This window comes from Thiomicrorhabdus sp., from assembly GCF_041583835.1.
Taxonomy (GTDB): Bacteria; Pseudomonadota; Gammaproteobacteria; order Thiomicrospirales; family Thiomicrospiraceae; genus Thiomicrorhabdus.
In genome coordinates this window covers 1-20,478 of record NZ_JBFHFC010000010.1, presented here as the reverse complement: position 1 = coordinate 20,478, position 20,478 = coordinate 1, and the positions used below count along the sequence as shown (strand labels likewise).

At 48.6% G+C, this 20,478-nt stretch carries 15 protein-coding genes and 1 riboswitch; of the genes, 4 read left to right on the top strand and 11 right to left on the bottom strand.

All coding sequences use genetic code 11. The features are described from left to right. Window positions 1–12: 12 nt before the first annotated feature. From ABY044_RS06920 to ABY044_RS06885, 8 genes are all read right to left on the bottom strand, one after another. On the bottom strand, window positions 13–1,731 hold the full coding sequence (locus tag ABY044_RS06920) for a murein L,D-transpeptidase (protein WP_373019494.1): 1,719 nt from the start codon (window positions 1,729–1,731) through the stop codon (window positions 13–15). 227 nt (window positions 1,732–1,958) lie between these two features. Then, window positions 1,959–3,470, bottom strand: coding sequence for a thiamine phosphate synthase (thiE, locus tag ABY044_RS06915; RefSeq protein ID WP_373019493.1), 1,512 nt, complete (start codon window positions 3,468–3,470; stop codon window positions 1,959–1,961). Beyond that, on the bottom strand, window positions 3,463–4,263 hold the full coding sequence (locus ABY044_RS06910) for a thiazole synthase (protein ID WP_373019492.1): 801 nt from the start codon (window positions 4,261–4,263) through the stop codon (window positions 3,463–3,465). The genes thiE and ABY044_RS06910 overlap by 8 nt, the downstream gene beginning before the upstream one ends. 1 nt (window position 4,264) lies before the next feature. Continuing rightward, window positions 4,265–4,474, bottom strand: a complete 210-nt coding sequence (gene thiS, locus ABY044_RS06905) for a sulfur carrier protein ThiS (protein ID WP_373019491.1) — start codon at window positions 4,472–4,474, stop codon at window positions 4,265–4,267. Further along, window positions 4,467–5,588 carry a glycine oxidase ThiO gene (gene thiO / locus ABY044_RS06900; protein WP_373019490.1) on the bottom strand — a complete coding sequence of 374 codons (1,122 nt, stop codon included), beginning with the start codon at window positions 5,586–5,588 and terminating at the stop codon, window positions 4,467–4,469. The genes thiS and thiO overlap by 8 nt, the downstream gene beginning before the upstream one ends. 1 nt (window position 5,589) lies before the next feature. Beyond that, entirely contained in the window at window positions 5,590–7,461 is a 1,872-nt protein-coding gene (thiC, locus tag ABY044_RS06895; RefSeq protein ID WP_373019550.1) for a phosphomethylpyrimidine synthase ThiC, read from the bottom strand. A gap of 257 nt (window positions 7,462–7,718) precedes the next feature. Beyond that, a riboswitch (TPP riboswitch) is annotated at window positions 7,719–7,820 on the bottom strand. A gap of 41 nt (window positions 7,821–7,861) precedes the next feature. Beyond that, complete coding sequence (locus ABY044_RS06890; protein WP_373019489.1) at window positions 7,862–8,056, bottom strand: hypothetical protein; 195 nt, start codon at window positions 8,054–8,056, stop codon at window positions 7,862–7,864. A gap of 10 nt (window positions 8,057–8,066) precedes the next feature. Next, window positions 8,067–9,287 (bottom strand): lytic murein transglycosylase, encoded by a 1,221-nt coding sequence (locus ABY044_RS06885; RefSeq protein ID WP_373019488.1) that lies wholly within the window; start codon window positions 9,285–9,287, stop codon window positions 8,067–8,069. A 110-nt stretch (window positions 9,288–9,397) separates the two neighbouring features. On the opposite strand from ABY044_RS06885, the gene rlmKL reads away from it, so the two are divergent. From rlmKL to hemN, 3 genes are all read left to right on the top strand, one after another. Then, entirely contained in the window at window positions 9,398–11,671 is a 2,274-nt protein-coding gene (rlmKL, locus tag ABY044_RS06880) for a bifunctional 23S rRNA (guanine(2069)-N(7))-methyltransferase RlmK/23S rRNA (guanine(2445)-N(2))-methyltransferase RlmL (protein WP_373019487.1), read from the top strand. A gap of 51 nt (window positions 11,672–11,722) precedes the next feature. Beyond that, window positions 11,723–13,072: a diguanylate cyclase gene (locus tag ABY044_RS06875; protein ID WP_373019486.1), complete on the top strand. Its 1,350-nt coding sequence runs from the start codon at window positions 11,723–11,725 to the stop codon at window positions 13,070–13,072. A gap of 82 nt (window positions 13,073–13,154) precedes the next feature. Next, the gene (gene hemN / locus ABY044_RS06870) at window positions 13,155–14,537 is read left to right on the top strand and encodes an oxygen-independent coproporphyrinogen III oxidase (protein WP_373019485.1); all 1,383 of its coding nucleotides are present in this window, start codon (window positions 13,155–13,157) and stop codon (window positions 14,535–14,537) included. Window positions 14,538–14,615: 78 nt separating this feature from the next. On the opposite strand, the gene ABY044_RS06865 is transcribed toward hemN, so the two are convergent. Together ABY044_RS06865 and ABY044_RS06860 are read right to left on the bottom strand one after the other, a co-directional pair. Then, a complete protein-coding gene (locus ABY044_RS06865) occupies window positions 14,616–15,419 on the bottom strand; it encodes a YdcF family protein (RefSeq protein WP_373019484.1) in 804 nt (267 codons plus the stop codon). 24 nt (window positions 15,420–15,443) lie between these two features. Beyond that, complete coding sequence (locus ABY044_RS06860) at window positions 15,444–16,736, bottom strand: diguanylate cyclase domain-containing protein (protein WP_373019483.1); 1,293 nt, start codon at window positions 16,734–16,736, stop codon at window positions 15,444–15,446. Between the two features lie 297 nt (window positions 16,737–17,033). Between ABY044_RS06860 and clpB the strand changes: the two genes are divergently transcribed. Continuing rightward, entirely contained in the window at window positions 17,034–19,598 is a 2,565-nt protein-coding gene (clpB, locus tag ABY044_RS06855; RefSeq protein ID WP_373019482.1) for an ATP-dependent chaperone ClpB, read from the top strand. A gap of 79 nt (window positions 19,599–19,677) precedes the next feature. On the opposite strand, the gene ABY044_RS06850 is transcribed toward clpB, so the two are convergent. Next, window positions 19,678–20,121: an Lrp/AsnC family transcriptional regulator gene (locus ABY044_RS06850; protein WP_373019481.1), complete on the bottom strand. Its 444-nt coding sequence runs from the start codon at window positions 20,119–20,121 to the stop codon at window positions 19,678–19,680. Window positions 20,122–20,478: the final 357 nt, after the last annotated feature.

Here is a 20,478-nt window from a genome sequence, read left to right as displayed (position 1 = left end):
TTATACCATAAATCAGTTTAAGTACATTTTCAAGGTATTTTTCATAAAAGTCATTAAGTTATCGTCAATGCCGTAAACGTCGTTGCGCAAATCAAGCCGACCGTTTTTATCAGCCCAAGCGGTTTGATAGGTAAGGTAAACCGGAATTTTTTCCTGTAGGTGAACGACCTGCCGATCTCCGTTTTGAATTTGTTGGTCAAGGTATTGGCGTGTGAACTCCGGCTGCTCGTGATTCAAAACTTCATAGGCCAATTCCATCGGTTGCTCTGCTCGAACACAGCCTGAGCTGACTAAATAAGCCTTGTTTTTGAAAAGATAACGCGCGGAAGTGTCGTGTATATAGATGTCCTCACTATTCGGGAACATGAATTTTATCCTGCCAAGAGGATTCTGAACTCCCGGTTCTTGGCGGAAAGTGTAGCGCAGCATGCCTTTTTTTGTGGTGTTTTGCCAATCAATGCTTGTGGAATCTAAAGGGTGGCTTTCAGTGCTGTCCGAACTGTTAAACAAGCTGATTTGTTTACTGTTGAGGTAGTTCTTATTTTTTCTGAGTTTAGGCAGAATGTCTTCGGCCAGAATGGTTTTGGGAATACGCCAGTATGGATTGAAAACCAGATAACTCATTTTTGCTTCCATTATCGGGGTCGGGCGTTTTTTCTGTCCGACAACCACTTTCATCGACAAGGCTTGAGTGTCATTCACGTATTGCAGTGAAAAGTTGGGAATATTAACCATGACATAATTATCCGAAACGATGGAGTTGTACCAGCGCCAGCGTTCCAAGTTGAGACGGATTTTATCGATGGCGCTTTGCACGCTCTCCGCCATTTTTTGTCGTGTTTGCGGGCCAATAGCACCGTCGACGGAAATATGGTGGCGTTGTTGGAACTCCATAACCGCGTAAGTCATGGCTTCGAGTTCGGCATCGTTTTCCGTTTCGCTCTTATTGACATCAGGCGCTTTTTCGCTGACTTCCGTTTTACCCCACACCCATTCAATCGGTTTGATTTCGGGTTGAATAGGAGGGGGTATTAAATTGATATCAGCGGGTTTGCAATTGAATTCGCCGGTAATGGAGAGTCTCTGTTTGACTTCATCATAATCCTGATACGCTTCGGGATCTTCATTCCAACCGCCTTGCTCGGCAATGGCTAGATAACGGCGTAATGCGGTTTTAAGATTGAGATAATAGGCATGTTTTGGAGCGAGTTCCGTTAAGGTTTTGGCAATTTGTCCGGTTTGCAATGCTTCACTTAAGACTTGCTGCATATTTATTTTTTTCATGGGCACGGCACGATGGAGTGTATCCATTTCCGTGCCGAAGGCGACTCCGTGAAACAGGTGATAACCTAAAGTAATGAAAGCGTCGCTTAAGAGTAAATCCTGTAACACGCGCTCCTCAAGCGATAAAGGGTAAGCTAAACGGGAAATGAGCGTTTTGTGGTAACCGGCATACGATGGATCCAAACCGTCGTTGATGGCTTGATCAATGGCTGAAAGCAGTTGATCGCTTAGGTTGTCGGCTTGCCAAGCTAGCTGATAATTCCGTTGACGGTAGAATTGTTTCAGCATCTCTTTATGGAATAGGCGTACGGAATCCTGGCCGTCGACAAGCGGTAACCGCTCTTGCGACAACAAGCTTTGCATGGTTTGTTGATGGATGTTCGGCTGCGCCTTGGCGGTGGTTAGAAACAATCCAGCAATCAACAGAATACCGACAAATCGTAGCACTGTGATTGCCTCCTTTTTAGGCCTTTAATAAATGTAATTTTAGCAAAATCTCGTATTTTGGTTGAGTGGAATTGCGATTGAATTTATGAATGTTCTTGAATAAAGAAGTGTAAACGGGCATTAACAAAGGGGGGATCTTAATTTAATTGAACATCGAAATGCATTTGGTTCAAGAGAGGTTTCAGAGTGATTTGTCCCGCTGTGAGTAAGGGCGGGACAATGTTTGATCAGCCTTCAGCGGAACCAAGTAGCCGTTTGAAGCGCTTGATCACATTTTCCGGGTTTTCGGCAAGTGTGATGGCGGTAACCACAGCAATGCTGTCGACACCGGTTGAAATGACGTCGGGCGCATTTTCGAGTGTGATACCACCGATTGCGACCACCGGGATACCGGTTTTCAATTTCAGGATTTCACGCAGGTTATCCACGCCCTGTATTTGACCGGTCATGTCTTTGGTACGGGTCGGGAAAATCGCACCGATTGCCAGATAGCTGGGTTTGATCTGTTGTGCCAGCAGGAACTCGTAAGCACCGTGGGTACTGATTCCCAGGCGGATTCCGGATTTTTGTATGCTCTGTAATTCTTCATCCGAAAGGGCTTGTAAGTCTTCTTGCCCCAGATGGACGCCGTAAGCACCGTATTCGATTGCCAACTGCCAGTAATCGTTGATGAACAGGCGGGTCGGATAGCGTTCGGATAAAGCGACGGCTTGCTCGATGGATTGGCGGAGTTCGGTTTCGGTCTTGTTCTTCAGTCGTAATTGAATGATTTCGATACCAAGAGGCATCAGTCTTTCAAGCCATTCAACCGAATCCACCACAGGGTAAAGTCCCGGTTTTTGAGTGCCCAGATTCGCAAATCCAGAATGAGAAATCGACTCTAAAGACTTGTTTAGAACAACCTGTGGATAAAATTGTTTTTCAACCGGCCAGCTAGGTTGGATCAGTGCGCCGTAATATCCCATGTCCTGCGGACAGAGCGCAAAGGCCTTATTGATGAAGGCTTGCGCTTGAATGAAGGCGTCGCGCAACAGATAGCCTTGAGCCATGAAACCTGTGATGGCGGTGGATAAACTGCAGCCGCTGCCGTGACCGTAACCGGTTGTTGTACGCGGAGATTCCAGTGTAAGGTGCTGACCATCGAAAAAACAGTCGTCCACAACAATCTGTTCGGACTCACCATGTCCGCCGGTAATGACAGCCGCCCGGCAGCCCTTGTGTAAAAGCCGATCGGCCCATTCTGACGGAGAGCCTTTTTGTGCGTCATCTTCCGCCAAGCTAGCCGCTTCCGAAAGGTTGGGGGTGATGACGTCGACGAGTTTCAAAAGTTCGTCGAACAGCATCGCTCCCATGGACTCCACGACAAGATCCTGGCCGACGCTGGCTTTCATGACCGGATCCAGTACCACGATCAGCTCAGGTAGGTTTTCCCTAAGAGTTCTCAGGCTCTGGATCAGCCAGTCGAGCTGTTGGTTATTGGCGATCAAACCAATTTTGACTGCCTTGGGCGGTTTGTCTTCCAACAGGCAGTCGAACTGCTGTTGTAACAAAGCCACAGGAACCGGATTGACCGACTGCAATCGACGAGAATTTTGCACGGTGTTGGCGGTGATTAGGGTGCAGACTTCGCAGCCGATCGCATGACCGCTTTTAATGTCGGCTTGAATGCCGGCACCGCCGCTACAGTCCGAACCAGCTATGCTCCAGATGACCGGGCGCTTGGATTGGATATCAGCCATAGTTCATCTGATGCCAGAAAGGTTTATCCAGTGTCGGCGTACTCGGTTTGGCGGTGGAGCGTTCGCTGATCAAACCGCTTTGATAGGCCAGACGGCCCGCTTCGATGGCACGGGCGAAAGCGGTTGCCATCATCACCGGATTTTTTGCCTGGGCGACGGCAGTATTGAGCAGAATCGCATCCACACCCATCTCCAACGCTTGAGTGGCGTGGGAAGGTTTGCCGATACCGGAATCGACGATCAGGGTGACTTCCGGGAAGCGGTCGCGGATCGCCTGCAAGGCATAAGGGTTTAGCAGGCCTTTCCCTGTACCGATCGGTGAGCCCCAAGGCATGATCACTTCGCAGCCCAGTTCCACCAGATGTCTGGCAATCACCAAATCGTCAGTGCAGTAGGGCAGTACCTTGAAACCGTCGTTCAACAGGATTTCGGTGGCCTTGACCAGTTCGATCGGGTCGGGTTGAAGGTTGTAGTCGTCTCCGACGAGTTCCAGTTTGACCCAGTCGGTCTGGAACAGTTCACGGCTCATCTTAGCCATGTTGACCGCTTCGGTAACGCTATGACAGCCTGCAGTATTCGGCAAAAGGTGCAAGCCCAGTGACTTGATCATCTCCCAGAAACTGGCGCCGCCGTTGGCTTCCGGATTCTGGCGGCTTAGCGACAGGGTGACGACCTGGGCACCGGACGCCTGGATGGATTGTTGCATCACGTCCGGTGACGGGTAGAGGGCACTGCCGATCAGTAGTCGGCTGTCGAGTTGGGTGCCATAAATGTTAAGTGGTTCGGTTGTCATCTTATCCCCCTTGGATTGCGGAAATGACCTCGATGGCGTCATCGGGGTTGAGAGTGATTCGGTCATGTTCCGAGTTGGGTACGAAATTCTGGTTCAGCAACAGCGCATAAGGCGCTTGTGCGCCAAATTGGGTTGCGGCATCGGCCAAGGTGGTATCGCCGTTGGCTTGTTGCGGTGTATCGTTGACCAGGATTTGAAAAGTATCAGTCATGGCGATTCTCGGTAAATTCGATTAAATGTTCAAAAACGGGCGGTTTCGGCAAAGCGGAATCGATCAAGGCAATGCATTGCTCGGCCATGGCCGGTGCCAGCAGATAACCGTGACGGAACAAGCCGTTGACTTGGATCAGATTGCCGTCGACCCGGATTTTCGGTTCGTTGTCCTCAAGCGCCGGGCGCAAGCCGGATTTGATTTCCAGTATTTCCGCTTCGGCAAACCCTTTGTGCACGCTGAAGCATGCTGACAGCAGTTCCAGAGCTGAACGTACGGTCGGTTGGCGCTGGTCTTCGGTTTCGATCTGAGTCGCACCGACCACGAAACGGTGGTCCGCTTTCGGTGCGATATAGATCGGATAGCGCGGATGCATCAAGCGAACGGGCCGGTTCAGATTGACTTCCGGTGCATAAAGCCGGACCACTTCGCCACGCACGCCGCGCAACTTGTGTTTGCCGGGCTCGGAACCGGTTTGCAGGATTTGGTTTTTAGCCCCCAGGCCGCGGCAATCGATTACCCAGTCGAACGATTGGCGTTGGCCGTCGTAGACTACTTGGCGGTTTTCGATCGATACCTCGGTGTTTTGGTGCCAAACCACATTGCGTTGTTCCAACGTGCTTGCCAAACTTTCAAGCAACTCGCGGTTGTCCAACTGGCCTTCTTCGGGAAGCCAGAGGATATGCTGGAAGGTGTGCGGCTGTCGGGCCAGTTCCGGTTCCAGCTCTTCGAGCTGTAATGATGTCAGGCTGGCGTATTCCTTACCCGGTTCGCCCTTGATACGGTGGCCGAAATCAACCAGATTGCCGTAGTCCTGCTCATAGGCGAGAATCAAGCTGCCGTTTTGCTGGAAAAAGACCGGTTTCTGCAATTTTTCCAGAATGCCGGGCCACAGCTCCAGACTGCGTTGGCCCATTTGCATCACGCTCAAGGAACTGTCCGCAGATTCCGCTAAAGGTGCAAGCATGGCCGCCGCCAGATGGGCGGCACTAAGCGTTCCTTGACGGTCATCACGGTCAAATAGCGTGACTTTATGGGATTCGCTCAGGCTGACCGCCAGCATTCTCCCTATCAACCCAGCGCCGACAATGGCGATATTGGGCGTATTCGGCATGTCAGGCTTCCTTCTGGTAAATTTCGCTGCCGGATTCACGGAACTGCTGCGATTTTTCCTTCATACCACTTTGAATCTCTTCCAATGTGATTTCTGTGATCTGGCCGGCCTGATCCTGTTGGGCGGCGTAGTCACGGACTTCCTGGGAGATTTTCATAGAACAGAATTTCGGTCCGCACATCGAGCAGAAGTGCGCCACTTTACCGGATTCCTGAGGGATGGTTTCGTCGTGGTAGGCACGTGCTCGTTCCGGATCCAGTCCCAGGTTGAACTGATCTTCCCAGCGGAATTCGAAGCGTGCTTTCGACAAGGCGTTATCGCGGATCTGCGCGCCCGGATGGCCTTTCGCCAAGTCACCGGCGTGTGCGGCGATCTTATAAGCCATCAGACCTTCCTTAACGTCTTCCTTGTTAGGTAGCCCCAAGTGTTCTTTCGGGGTGACGTAGCACAGCATGGCGCAGCCGTACCAACCGATGTTGGCGGCACCGATGCCCGAGGTGATGTGGTCGTATCCCGGTGCGATGTCGGTCGTCAAAGGACCAAGCGTATAGAAAGGCGCTTCGCCGCATTCGCGTAGCTGCTTGTCGACGTTCTCCTTGATCATGTGCAGAGGGATGTGCCCCGGACCTTCGATAATGGTCTGAACGTCATGCTTCCAGGCGATCTGGGTCAGTTCGCCTAAGGTTTCCAGTTCTGCAAACTGGGCTTCGTCGTTGGCGTCGGCGATCGAGCCCGGACGCAAACCGTCACCCAACGAGAAACTGACGTCGTAGGCTTTCATGATTTCACAGATTTCTTCGAAGTGGGTGTACAGGAAGTTCTCCTGGTGATGCGCCAGACACCACTTCGCCATGATCGAACCGCCGCGTGAGACGATTCCGGTAACACGCTTGGCGGTCATTGGAACGTAACGCAATAGTACGCCCGCGTGGATGGTGAAATAGTCGACCCCTTGTTCGGCCTGCTCGATCAGGGTGTCGCGGAAGATTTCCCAAGTCAGGTCTTCGGCAATGCCGTTGACCTTTTCCAAAGCTTGGTAGATCGGTACGGTTCCAATCGGAACCGGCGAGTTACGCATGATCCATTCGCGGGTTTCGTGGATGTTGCGGCCGGTCGACAAGTCCATTACGGTGTCCGCGCCCCATTTGGTCGCCCATACCAGCTTTTCGACTTCTTCGGCGATCGAAGAACCGACCGAAGAGTTACCGATGTTGGCATTGACCTTGATCAGGAAGTTGCGCCCGATGATCATCGGTTCCGATTCCGGGTGGTTGATGTTACAAGGAATGACGGCACGTCCACGGGCGACTTCGTCACGCACGAATTCCGGGGTGATGTCTTGAGGAATACTTGCTCCGAAAGATTCTCCGGCATGTTGTTGGGTCAGGATCTCGTCACGCACTTCGGCGCGTTTCATGTTCTCGCGGATGGCGATGTATTCCATTTCCGGTGTGATGATGCCTTGTCGGGCATAGTGCATCTGGGTGACGTTTTTGCCTGCTTTCGCACGGCGTACCGGCGGCAGGTTTTCAAAACGGATATGATCAAGTCCCTGATTCGCCAGACGTTCCTGGGTGAATTTTGAGGTGACGGAATCCAGAAGTTCGGTATTTTCACGGGCTTCGATCCAGCTCTGGCGAAGTTTTGGCAAGCCTTTGTAGACATCGACCTCGATGTTCGGGTCGGTGTAAGGGCCGGAAGTGTCGTAAACCGGCACCGGTTCGTTCGGTTCCATCACCGGATTGTCCTGAGGGCCGCTGATGTAGGTGTCGCTGACCGAAATCAGGCGCATGCCGACTTGGATCGGGTGGATTTCGCCCGGCACGTAGATTTTGGTTGAGTTAGGGAAGGATTGTCCGGAAACGTCCTTGATGAATGCTTCCGCTGCTGCACGCGCTTCGCGACGGTTGGTTTTGTTTGTTGAACTCACGGCTCTGCCTCTTTTAAAAATTAAAATCAGGCGGGGCACGATAGACTTGTGTAGAAAACAGACGAATTCGAAACGAATTGTTTTGGAAACAACGTTTGGGTTTCAGTTGAAAAAGATTCAGGAAGATAAGGTGAGTTTGAATTCACGCAAATCTTGCATGAATCAGACGATTGAAACTTGAATGCCGCTGGGGCAGTAACGTTGAATGTCTGATTGTTCCCTTCGCTGGTATTAACCAGATCAGGTTCTACGGATCCCGCTTACGCGATCTCAGCCTAGTCTAGGCACTCCGACAATTTACTGTTTTTCTAGTATAACCAGCGATTTGGGTTTTGCATAGCCCCTATTTTGATGTGGTAGGGTCTGTTGTTTCTTTTTTGTTCTGGACGGTGCGATTAAGGCGGTGATTTAACTTGACCAGTTGGCTTTGCACCTTCCAAAAAAGATAGCTTGGGTGATCGCACAGTTCCGGTTTGGGCGGAAGGATCTTGTGGTAGGCCAGGGCCGGTTTATTATGCTCTTCCTGTGAGGCGCTCATACTCGTACCCTCATTTTCCGGGAGACGATTCTTCTTGTTCGCTCAACAGCATGTCGAACATTTTCTGTGACGGATAGCCGTCGGCCGGAAGGTTACGAGCCACTTGAAATTCACGCAGGGCATTGCGGGTTTTGCTGCCGGCAATGCCGTCCGGCGTGCCCGCATCGAAACCTAATCCGTTCAGACGTTCTTGTATGGTTTTCATCTGGGTTTTGCTTAACGCTTTGTCGTCTAAAGGCGCGTTTTTGCTCAGCGGCGCTCTGCCGATGATTCTATCTGCCAGATGCCCGACTCCCAGAGCGTAGTTGGTGGAGTTGTTCCAGCGTTTGATGACCTTGAAGTTCTCGAATACCAGGAATGCCGGTCCTCGATAATCGCTTGGCAGAATCAGTTTTGCTTGCATCTCTTCGCGCGGCAACGGGCGGCCATCGGCTAAGGTCAATCCCATTTGGCTCCATTCTTTCAGCAAACGGGCTGTCTTGCCGTCCGCGAGGGCGTAGTCGAATCCTTTCGGCAGAGTGACTTCACGACCCCAGTTTTCCTGTTTCTGCCACCCCAGGGTAGCCAGGAAATTACCGGCGGAGAAGAATACGTCCGGCAGACTGCCCCATAGGTCTTTCTTGCCGTCGCCATCGCCGTCGACCGCATAGCGCACATAGTTGGACGGCATGAACTGACACTGTCCCATCGCCCCGGCCCATGAGCCTTTCATTTCATCAAGCGTGACATGACCCTGATCGAGAATCTTTAACGCATCGAGCAACTCTTTGCTGAAGAATTCGCTGCGTCGCGGGTCGAAAGCCAATGTCGCCAGCGATTCAATGATTGGAATGTTTCCGGTGTAACCGCCGAAGTTGGTTTCCATACCCCAAAAGGCAACCAGAACGCGTCCTGGAACACCGTATTTCTTGGTTACTTGATCCAATAGTCTGCGGTGTTTCTGATACAGGTAACGGCCTTTGGCGATACGCCACTCGGTCACGGCATTTTTGAAATATTGCCAGAAGGTGCGGGTGAATTCGGGCTGTCGACTATCCAGTTCGAGCACTTTTTCGTTTAATGAGACATTTTCGAAAGCACGATCCAAAGTGGATTTCGAAATACCTTGTTCCACGGCTTGCAGCTTGAATTTTTCAACCCAGGATTGGAATTCCGCTTCGTTCGATGCGAATGCCGATAGCGGCACTGCTAACGAGAAGAACAAAGCGATAAGGCGTAATCGAAATGTCATGGATAAATCACCGTCGAATTATGTTTTATGAATGAATTCAGAATCCTATTTTACAGAAACTTACCTAAAGCAGACACTAAAACAGTAAAATGTGCGGATTATAATCCGTAATGCATTGCGCGTTTGGCTCAGGGACTTTGAACCCGGCTGAAACCGTTATCCTAATGACCATTGGAATCGATATGTTGAAATGTTTTGCCACCTCTCCGGGTGGGTTGAGTGAGATGTTGCGTGAAGAGCTGCTTTCGTTGGGGGCGGCTAATGTTAAGGCGCAACCAAGAGGCGTGAGTTTCGAAGGCAGTCTGGAAGTGGCTTACCGTGCCTGCTTGTGGTCGCGTTTGGCTAACCGAATCTACTTAACCGTATTGGAAACGGAACTGGCTAACCAGGAAGAGTTGACCGAGCAGGTGGCTAATGTCGATTGGAATGCACACATGGATGCGTTCGGCACTTTTGCAGTTTCCTTTTCCGGTAAAGGGATGGGCATCGATCACAGTCATTACGGCGCTTTGAAAATCAAGGACGGTATCGTCGATTATTTCAGAGAAATCTCCAATAGCCGTCCGAGCGTCGACACGATTCATCCAGAACTACGGGTGCATGGCCACCTTAACCGCAACCAATTGACTCTGAGCATCGATTTGACCGGGCATAGTTTGCACCAGCGCGGTTACCGTGAGGGGCAGCAAGTTAAGGCTCCGTTGAAAGAGAACGTAGCGGCTGCCTTGTTGATTCGGGCAGGTTGGCCGGAAATCGCCAAGCAAGGCGGTACTTTGTACGATCCTATGTGCGGTTCCGGAACCTTTCTGATCGAAGCCGCGATGATGGCTTCCGATCTGGCGCCGGGACTTGAAAAGTCCGAACAGATGGGCTTTTTGACTTGGAAACAGCATGACGCGAAATTGTGGCGCAGTTTGGTGGAAGAAGCCGAGCAGCGTGAAGCGGAAGGTTTGAGGAATCTGCCGGAGATTTACGGTTCCGATGCTTCACATCGATCGCTGGACGTCGCTAAAGAAGCGATTGCCAATGCCGGTTATGCCGACAGTATCGAGGTCAAGCAGATGACGGTCGAACAAGGCCGTCGTTGGGGCGATTGGACGCCCGGCTTGGTGATTTCCAACCCGCCTTACGGTGAGCGTTTGGGTGAGTTGGAGACGGTGAAAAGCGTTTATGTCGATCTTGGTAACTACCTGAAGAGCGAATTCGACGGTTGGCAGGCTGCGATTCTGACCTGTAATCCTGAGTTGGGCATGTATCTCGGAATCAAGGCCAAGCGCAGTCATAATTTCTTCAACGGGGCGATGGAATGTAAGTTGTTCCGTTTCGATATCCTCAAGGAATTCCATCGTCAGCCGGCCGTTAAGGGTGGGGCGAACCTGGCGGAAGAGATTCAGATGGCGTTGCCGGACATGAAAGAGACGGAAGGTGCGCAAATGTTCGCCAACCGTGTGAAAAAGAATCTGAAAAGTCTGCGAAAGTGGGCAAAAACTGAACAGGTCACGGCTTATCGTGTGTATGACGCCGATATGCCGGAATATGCTTTGGCAATCGATTTTTATCAAACGCTGGAAGGCGGAGATTGGTTGGTGGTGAATGAATATGCCGCCCCGAAATCGATAGATCGCAGTCGTGCCAAAAAACGTTTGCATGAAGCGATGTCTGTGCTGCCCGACGTATTCGATCTGCCGGTTGATCATATTGTTTTCAAGGTGCGTGAGCGTCAGAAAGGAACGTCGCAATACGAACGTTTGGACGAGAATCGTCAGTTTTTCACAATCATCGAGAACGGTGCTAAATTACGCGTCAATTTTACGGACTATCTCGATACCGGCGTATTTCTGGATCACCGTGACGTGCGTGCTTATGTGGCTCAGCAATCGCGAGGCAAACGTTTGCTGAACCTGTTCTGTTATACGGCGACGGCAACGACGCAGGCTGCGGTTCAGGGCGCGAAAAGCAGTTTAAGTTTGGATATGTCCAAAACCTATCTTTATTGGGCCAAGCATAACTTTTTGAATAACGGCTGCGACGAGTCCAAACACCGTCTGGAACAGGCGAATGTTTTGGAGTGGCTTGAACAGGCTTCGCAAGCCGGACAAGCGGATTTTGACGTGATTTTCCTGGATCCTCCATCGTTTTCGACCTCTAAACGAATGGAAGGGACCTTGGATATTCAGCGCGACCATGTAGATTTGATTAAACAGACGTTGAAATTATTGAAGCCGGGCGGAGAGTTGATTTTTTCGACGAATTTACGCAAATTTAAATTGGAAAAAGCTGAATTCGACGGTGTGGAAATTCAGGATATTACTCAAAAAACGATGCCGAAAGATTTTCAGCGTAATAGTAAGATCCACCAAGCCTGGTCGTTTAAGTTATTGTAACTATTGTTAAAAGGTGGGTAAAATGAACCCTGTTATATTTTAGGGTTTTATATGCTCACCATCACCTCCATTAATCAAATGATTGGTGTCGAACTTGATGACCGACATCAACTCGAATTTAATCGCCCTTTCTTTAAAGAGTTGAAACCTGAGTTCACGGCCGAGTTGGAAGCTTGGTTAAGCACATACGGTTACGAAATCGATCAAGTATTTGTAGACGGTTACTATGATTATCTCGTTTCCGGTCATTACACAAACGAATTCTATTTAAAGCAATATTCCCAGAGTACTCACTGGTATCAACAAGGACTGACTTCGGTCAGGGCGACGCTGTTGATTAATCAATGCCGCCAGTTGTTTTTTAAGCATACTCAAGCCGCCGGCAAGTTTGAATTGGGTTACTTAATCAGTCAAGCGCTGGACATCGCTCAAGCGGTGACCGCCAATATCTTTACGATCGGCGGCATGATGGAAAAAATGCATCAGAAATTTCGGGCCGATATTACCGGTATTGAACGGGCGACACAATTTGGAAGCATTAAGATTTCGCAGGACCTGACGCAAGCTTACCTGGATCATGTGAACTGGAAAATGAAATTGTTTTCCATGGCTTTGGGGGATTTGAAAGACAAAACATTTCCGTACTCTTCCGATGAGTGTCGTTTGGGAAAGTGGCTTAACGCCGGTGGTTGGGAGAAGATTCCGTCCGACCAACGTGAGGAGTTCGATCGGGCGCATCGACAAGTACATGAGTTGGCGATTCAGGCCTTGCAGGATGCGATCGCTCAGCATCCCGAACATATCATTCTTTCACTTACGAAAATGGAAAAAGCTTCCGACAAGGTTGCCGATGTATTGTTGCAATTGATTGATGCGGAGATTATTCATGCGGCCACCCTGGACGGGCTTACCGGCTTACCTTTACGCAGGGTGTTTGACGAAGAATATGGGCAACTTTTATCTTTAGCCAGAAGACAGCACTTGAGGGTGGGGTTAATCATTATCGATGTCGATCATTTTAAAAAAATCAACGACGAAAAAGGCCATCTGATCGGCGATCAGGTGTTGCGCAAACTGGCGGAAGTGTTAAAAACGACTTTGAGACAGGAAGATCGGATTTATCGTTGGGGCGGTGAAGAATTCGCCGTTATGACGCTAGGCAATAAGGGCGGCAATGCACACTTGTTGGCGGAACGTCTTCGCGCTATTGTCGAGCAAACCGCATTTTGTAAAGACAGTGATGATGAAATGCATGCGACAATTAGCTGCGGTTCGGTCTGTTTTGATCCGTTGAAGACGAATTCGATTGATAAAATGTTCTCTTTAGCCGATAAACAGCTTTATTTGGCAAAGCAAAACGGCCGTAACCGGGTTGAATCCCAAACTCTTGATACAGAATAACTCGTGCCCGTGGTTTTTCATATATCATGCTCGTTTTCAGAAAGTTAAGTCAGTCAATTCCACTTTGGGATAGTTATTTGTTATGGATCAAAATATTCAGTTCGACGAAAGTCTAATCAAACGTTACAACCAGACGGGGCCGCGTTATACCTCGTATCCGACGGCGATTCAGTTTGACGAGTCATTTGGTATTGAGGAGTATAAGGCTGCGGCACAACGGAGTAACGAGTCCGGACGCGGTTTGTCGTTGTATTTCCACATTCCATTTTGCGATACGGTCTGTTTTTTCTGCGCCTGTAACAAGGTGTGGACGAGAGACCGTTCCAAAACCACGCCGTATTTGGAACGTTTGTTCAAAGAGATTGAAATGCAGTCCAAGTTATTCGATCCCAACCGCAAAGTTGAACAGTTGCATTGGGGGGGCGGTACGCCGACCTTCATCAATACCGATGAAATGCGTCAATTGATGGAAAAGACCCGCGAACATTTCAATTTATACGATGACGACTCCGGCGAGTATTCGATCGAGATTGATCCGCGCGAAGCCAATCGCGAATCGGTTAAGCTGCTGCGCGAACTCGGGTTTAATCGCATGAGTTTAGGCGTGCAGGACTTTGATCCGCAGGTTCAAAAGGCGGTTAACCGTATACAGACGCAAGCGGAAACCTTTGAAGTGTTGGAAGGTGCGCGCGAAGCCGGTTTCATGTCGGTAAATGTCGATTTGATCTATGGTTTGCCGTTCCAGACCGAAAAAGGCTTTATCACCACTTTGGATAAAGTATTGGAGGCGGAGCCGGATCGTTTTTCGATTTTCAATTACGCTCACATGCCGAGCATGTTCCCGACGCAGAAAAAAATGAACGAAGCGGATATGCCGTCGGCAGACGAAAAACTCGCTATTTTGCACGCCACGACGGAACGGTTGTTGGAAGCGGGTTATATTTATATCGGCATGGATCACTTTGCGAAACCGGACGATGAATTGGCCGTTGCTCAGCGAAACGAAACTCTGTACCGTAATTTCCAGGGCTATTCGACTCATGCGGATTGTGATTTGATCGGGATGGGAGCGACTTCGATTTCATTGATCGATAATACCTATGCTCAAAACCGCAAAAGTCTGGATGAATATTATCAAGCGATCGATGCAGGCGACTTGGCTGTATTCAGAGGGGTGTTCCTGACTGAAGACGACGAGTTGCGCCGCGATGTCATCACCCGTCTGATTAGTCATTTTCATCTCAACTTTGCTAAGTTAGACAAACAGTGGAATATCCGCTTCAAGGAGTATTTTGCGCAAGAACTGGTTAATCTGGCACCGATGGTTGAAGATGAACTGATTACGATGACCGACGAGGATATTTTTGTCACGTCCAAAGGGCGTTTGCTGATTCGTAATATCTGTATGGTGTTTGATGCTTATTTGAAAACGGGAACGCAAAACCGTTTTTCAAAGGTAATCTAATTCTGCCCGGTTTTGAACAGGTCTGTTTAAAACCGGGAAATCTTTTCAAATAATTTTTTCCAAAGCATTTCCATTCATTTATTCAGGATTCGGGTACCATTCCGAAGTCTTATCCGTCCAGTAATAGACGGTTAAACCGATCCATTCTTTAACGGCTGGTTCCAGTGCCTTCAGATGATCGAAAAGATCGAAATCCCACTGCCTTAGTTCACTGCTGTTGGAACGGTAGTCCACAGGGTAGGGTATGACATGAACGCCCAGTTGGCGGGCAATGCCAACGGAACGCGGCATGTGATAAGCCGAAGTGATTAATAGGTAGGTTCCGTCCGCTTTTGGAAGGCGGGGTTGGGTGTAGAGAAAATTTTCGTAAGTGTTGCGCGATTTAGATTCGATGATGAGGCGTTTGTTATCGATGCCCACCGATGTCAGGATTTCTTTGGCGAACGCCCCTTCGCCATCGGTATTTTGTAGTTGAATCGAGCCGCTTCCGCCTGTGAATATGACCGGTGCCTTCGGGTAGAGGGTTGCCAGTTTGGCAGCGGCTATATAACGATCTCCTCCAATGCCAAGTTCCGCTACATTCCAACTTAGCGAGCGTTTTAAGTCTTCACCACCGCCTAAAATAATAATGCCGTCAATCTGTTTGGGCATCGACTCCGGTTTGGCAAACCTTGATTCCAATGGTTTCATAAGATAGTCGCCGACAGGGTAGGCGGTGACGATAAGTCCGATAAGAGCGGTCGGTATCAGGATTTTTTTGGCCGAACGGATGTGGTTGTTGATGAGAAACAGGGTGCCGAGAGACAGGGCAAAGACGAATAGATTGCTTGGGCTTAAAAAGGCCCATACTACTTTTGAAAGAATGAAAAATAGACTGTCCATTATATTATTAACAACCCTTTTTGTTTAGTTGGCTTCAGTTGGTAAGTTGGCGTGAACCGTTTGGTTTCTGCCCTGTGCTTTGGCTATGTAGACGGCCGTGTCCGCTTGTTTAATGAGATCCCCGAAATCCGTTCCATGATCCGGATAGCAGGCAATGCCAATGCTAACAGTCATTGGCGTTATGTTAATGTTTTTCCAGTCGGCTTCTTGGAAAGTTCGATGAATTTTATCGGTGATGTGCTCGATTTGTTCAAGATCGGTATCGGGGAACAGGATGACGAACTCCTCTCCACCCCAACGGTATATGAAGTCGGACTTTCTAAGGGTGGTGCGAAGCAGTTCGGCACCAAATATTAAAACTTCGTCACCTTTCTGGTGTCCGAAGAGATCGTTGATTTGTTTAAAGTCGTCAAAATCGACGACGGCGAGACACATCGGTCTGCCATTGCGTTTTGCCAGTTCTAAATGTCGGGCGGCTTGAATTTCGCCTTCGCGACGGTTAGGCAGTTGGGTCAAAACATCGTTTGAGGCCAGCGCTTCGAGCTGGAATTGGAGCTGTTTGCGTTCAGTAATGTTCTCTACCATGCCGACGACATGTGTCGGGTTGCCTTTGTCGTCTCGTTCGCAGACTTTTCCTTTATCGTGAACCCATAAGTAGTGGCCGTTTCGGTTTTTCAGACGGTATTCGGCTTCGTAGCTGCGTCGTTTTCCTTGTAAGTGGTCTTCTAAAATTTGCGACACTCGATCCATGTCGTCGGGATGGATATTGGTGATCCACGTGTTTACATTCGGTTGCATTTCGTCGGGACCGTAGCCGAGCATATTTTTAAGCTGAGGGCTGAAAAAAACATGGCCGGTTTCAATTTCCCATTCCCACATGCCGTCGGTCGCTTCGTTCAATGCATACCAGATACGGTGGTTACGGCTGTGTAGGTCTTTTTCCAAGGCCATACGCTTGTTGATATTACGGGCGACGGAAAGAAAAAACAGTTTATTTTGGTGCTGAAAATGGGAGGTGTTGATCTCTACCTCCATTTCACTGCCGTCTTTATGGCTGTGACGTCCGATGAAGGTAAAAACATTACAATCCATGATGGCTTTGACTACGTCATCCCAGTGTGGAAGGCCTTGTACGTCTTTCTGTAAACTCAGAACCGAATGATTCAGTATTTCTTCTTTTTCATACCCCAGATCAAGATAGCCGGCACGGTTGCACCAAATAATCTTGGAGCTTTCAGGGTCGATTAGATAAACGGCATCTGCCAAATTATCGAATAGAATTTCGAGTGAAGGTAAAGATGGATACGATAAATTCATGGGGAACAAACTTTTTACCTGTCGCATCGTAACCCATATCTGGGTTAAAAGCGTTTTTATGTGGTGAGTAGTTTTATTTATTGTCTTGTATTATATCGATAACCCATAAGAAATATAGTGGTAATGACGGGGGTTTTTTTAATTGCATAACTTTATGTATTTAAAGGAAATGTTTTTTTAAAGGTGTTGGTTTACGTAATCATCCGCAATAAATTTTTCGCTTAGAAGTTTGAGTTATTTTAAATTGTCCATATATGTAAGTAAGTTGAAGATATTAAGCATAAGGGGTGTTTAACAATGATTGATAAATTTACCACTCAGTTTCAGTCGGCTTTGGGGCAGGCGCAGTCGCTAGCTCTAGGGCAAGACAACCAGTTTATCGAACCGTTGCATATTTTATCCGTGTTGTTGGAAGAGCAGGGATCGCTATTGCAATTGGCTCAAGTTAATGTCGGCGGCTTACGTCAGGCTGTCAAACAGAAGTTGGGCACATTGCCGAAAGTAACCGGTACCGGTGGGGATGTTCAGTTATCCCAGAAATCGGGACAAATTTTGAATATGATGGATAAGGCCGCTCAGCAGAAAGGTGATGCCTATATTGCGAGCGAATTGTTTTTCTTGGCGGCCTTGGATTCCAACGATGTGGTTTCCGAATTATTGAAGCAGGCCGGAGCCACCAAAAACGGGATTGAACAAGCGATTCAAAAAGTGCGTGGAGGGGAAAGCGTAATGGATCAAAATGCAGAAGAGACACGTCAGGCATTGGAAAAATACACGATCGATTTAACCGAACGTGCCGAATCCGGAAAATTGGATCCGGTGATCGGTCGTGACGACGAGATTCGCCGCGCGATTCAGGTTTTACAACGTCGTACCAAAAACAATCCGGTTCTGATTGGTGAGCCCGGAGTGGGTAAGACCGCGATTGTCGAAGGTTTGGCTCAACGTATTATCAACGGTGAAGTGCCGGAAGGGTTGCGTAATAAAAAGGTATTGTCGCTGGATTTGGGCGCTTTATTGGCGGGTGCCAAGTACCGTGGCGAGTTCGAAGAGCGCTTGAAAGCCGTGTTGAATGATTTGGCCAAGAACGAAGGCCAGATCATTCTGTTTATCGACGAAATTCACACAATGGTGGGTGCGGGTAAATCCGATGGCGCGATGGATGCGGGTAATATGCTTAAGCCGGCTTTGGCTCGCGGTGAACTGCACTGCTTGGGCGCGACGACCTTAGACGAGTACCGAGAATACATTGAAAAAGATGCGGCGTTGGAACGACGTTTCCAAAAAGTCTTGGTGGACGAGCCGACCGAAGAAGATACCGTTGCGATTCTGCGTGGTCTTAAGGAGCGTTATGAGGTGCATCACGGTGTTGATATTACCGACCCTGCTATCGTGGCGGCAGTACAGCTTTCACAGCGTTACATTAGCGACAGACAGTTGCCGGATAAAGCGATCGACTTGATCGACGAAGCGGCGTCGCGTATTCGAATGGAAATCGATTCCAAACCGGAAGAGATGGATAAGTTGGATCGCCGTTTGATTCAGTTGAAGATCGAACGCGAGGCGTTGAAAAAAGAGAAAGACGCGGCATCGAAAAAACGTCTGGAAGATTTACAGGGTCAGATCGACGAACTGGAAAAAGAGTATTCCGATCTGGAAGAGATCTGGAAAAAAGATAAAGCCTCTTTGCAAGGGACGCAACAGTATAAAGAAGCGTTGGATCAGGCGCGTTTTGAAATGGAAGCGGCACGTCGAGAAGGTGATTTGGCTAAGATGTCCGAGTTGCAGTACGGTACGATTCCGGATTTGGAAGCTAAGATCAAAGCGGCCGAGTTGGCCGAAAGCGAAGACGGCAATGTTCTGCACCTGTTGCGTAATAAGGTAACGGAAGAAGAGATCGCCGAAGTGGTCGCCCGTTGGACCGGTATTCCGGTTTCACGCATGCTGGAAGGCGAGCGAGACAAACTGCTGCGTATGGAAGAGGAATTGCAGAAAAAAGTCGTCGGCCAGGCGGAAGCGGTGAGTGCGGTTTCGGATGCGATTCGTCGCTCGCGTGCCGGTCTATCCGATCCGAATCGTCCGAACGGCTCTTTCTTGTTCCTTGGGCCGACCGGGGTAGGTAAAACCGAATTGACCAAGGCGTTGGCGGATTTTCTGTTCGATACACAGGATGCCATCGTGCGTTTGGATATGTCCGAATTCATGGAGAAGCATTCGGTGGCACGTTTGATCGGTGCGCCTCCGGGGTATGTCGGTTATGAACAGGGTGGTTATTTGACCGAAGCGGTTCGCCGTAAGCCTTATTCTGTGATTCTGTTGGATGAGGTGGAAAAGGCGCATCCGGATGTATTCAATATCCTATTGCAGGTGTTGGATGACGGTCGTCTGACGGACGGACAGGGTCGCACGGTTGATTTTAAGAATACGGTCATCGTCATGACGTCTAACTTGGGATCGCAGATCATTCAGGAAAAAGCCGGTGAAGAAAACTACGATGCCATGAAGTCCGATGTGATGGAAGTGGTCGGCGGTCATTTCCGTCCGGAATTCATCAACCGTATCGATGAGATTGTCGTATTCCGTCCGTTGGGTCGCGAACAGATTCGTTCGATCACCAATATTCAATTGCAGCACTTGCATAAGCGTTTGCAGGATGTCGATTTGAATCTGGAAATCAGCGATGCGGCTTTGGATCTATTGGGAGAGGCCGGTTTCGATCCGGTGTATGGAGCGCGTCCTTTGAAACGTGCGATTCAGCAGCGAGTCGAGAACCCGCTGGCTCAGAAACTGTTGAAGGGCGAGTTTGTGGGCGGATCGACAATCCATATTTCGGTCGAAAACGGCGAGATTCAATTCTCATAGTTTCAACGATCGGTATCGTAAACAAAAAAGGCTCCTATCACGGAGCCTTTTTTATATCCAATGTATAGTCGATAGGGCGTTATAGTCTTGGGCCGCCGCGTCGATGTTTGATTCTCGTCAACAATGTATTGCAGTCTACCGAGATGATATGTTCTCTGGAAAAAATGTGTTTACGAGTGAAACGATCCAATGCTTCGAAATCATCGGTTAATGTGTGGATGTGTAAGCTCTTCATGTCACTCATAATATATAAGCTAACCACTTCCGGACATTCGGCAAGCTCGTTGGCAATTAATTCAATGCCTTGAGGTGCGACCTTAACGTCAAGAAAAGCCGATAACGACTTTCCTAATTTAAGCGGGTTGATAACCGTGGTAAATTGCTCGATCACGCCGTCTTCCTGCAGTTTTTGGACTCTTTGGCGTACGTAGGCACGTGATACTCCGATTTCCCTGGCGATATCAGCAAAGGAGGCACGTCCATTTTTGATTAATAGGTTGATGATGTGATTGTCGATCTTCATGGGTCTTTCTTTCCTAGCTAATTTATTTTTTCGCTCTCTTTTGGTGCGCAAGTCGATCTGTCGCATTGGTGTCAAATGTAAACAGATCAATTTTTTTGAGATCGTTATCGAAATATTTTTTTCATTATAAGATCAAAAATTAAAGCAAATGGTTGATTTTTAGGACGCTTAGTTTACAAAAGGTCTTAAAAATACAGTTCTTCTATGGTGCACTGTTAAAATGACAAACAGGTTAATTAAATATTATTTTTAAATTAATCTTTATATTTCAATATCTTATTTTTCATTTTTGGTTGTGGCATTGAATCTGCTCTGGTTTGCTCGCTTAGTTTACAAACGTAATTAAAACCATTTGGG

Coding starts and splice junctions, on each gene's coding strand:
- thiE (WP_373019493.1), bottom strand. CDS start 3,470: ATGGCTGATATCCAATCCAAGCGCCCGGTCATCTGGAGCATAGCTGGT.
- ABY044_RS06910 (WP_373019492.1), bottom strand. CDS start 4,263: ATGACAACCGAACCACTTAACATTTATGGCACCCAACTCGACAGCCGA.
- thiS (WP_373019491.1), bottom strand. CDS start 4,474: ATGACTGATACTTTTCAAATCCTGGTCAACGATACACCGCAACAAGCC.
- thiO (WP_373019490.1), bottom strand. CDS start 5,588: ATGCCGAATACGCCCAATATCGCCATTGTCGGCGCTGGGTTGATAGGG.
- ABY044_RS06890 (WP_373019489.1), bottom strand. CDS start 8,056: ATGAGCGCCTCACAGGAAGAGCATAATAAACCGGCCCTGGCCTACCAC.
- ABY044_RS06885 (WP_373019488.1), bottom strand. CDS start 9,287: ATGACATTTCGATTACGCCTTATCGCTTTGTTCTTCTCGTTAGCAGTG.
- rlmKL (WP_373019487.1), top strand. CDS start 9,398: ATGCATTGCGCGTTTGGCTCAGGGACTTTGAACCCGGCTGAAACCGTT.
- ABY044_RS06875 (WP_373019486.1), top strand. CDS start 11,723: ATGCTCACCATCACCTCCATTAATCAAATGATTGGTGTCGAACTTGAT.
- hemN (WP_373019485.1), top strand. CDS start 13,155: ATGGATCAAAATATTCAGTTCGACGAAAGTCTAATCAAACGTTACAAC.
- ABY044_RS06865 (WP_373019484.1), bottom strand. CDS start 15,419: ATGGACAGTCTATTTTTCATTCTTTCAAAAGTAGTATGGGCCTTTTTA.
- ABY044_RS06860 (WP_373019483.1), bottom strand. CDS start 16,736: ATGAATTTATCGTATCCATCTTTACCTTCACTCGAAATTCTATTCGAT.
- clpB (WP_373019482.1), top strand. CDS start 17,034: ATGATTGATAAATTTACCACTCAGTTTCAGTCGGCTTTGGGGCAGGCG.
- ABY044_RS06850 (WP_373019481.1), bottom strand. CDS start 20,121: ATGAAGATCGACAATCACATCATCAACCTATTAATCAAAAATGGACGT.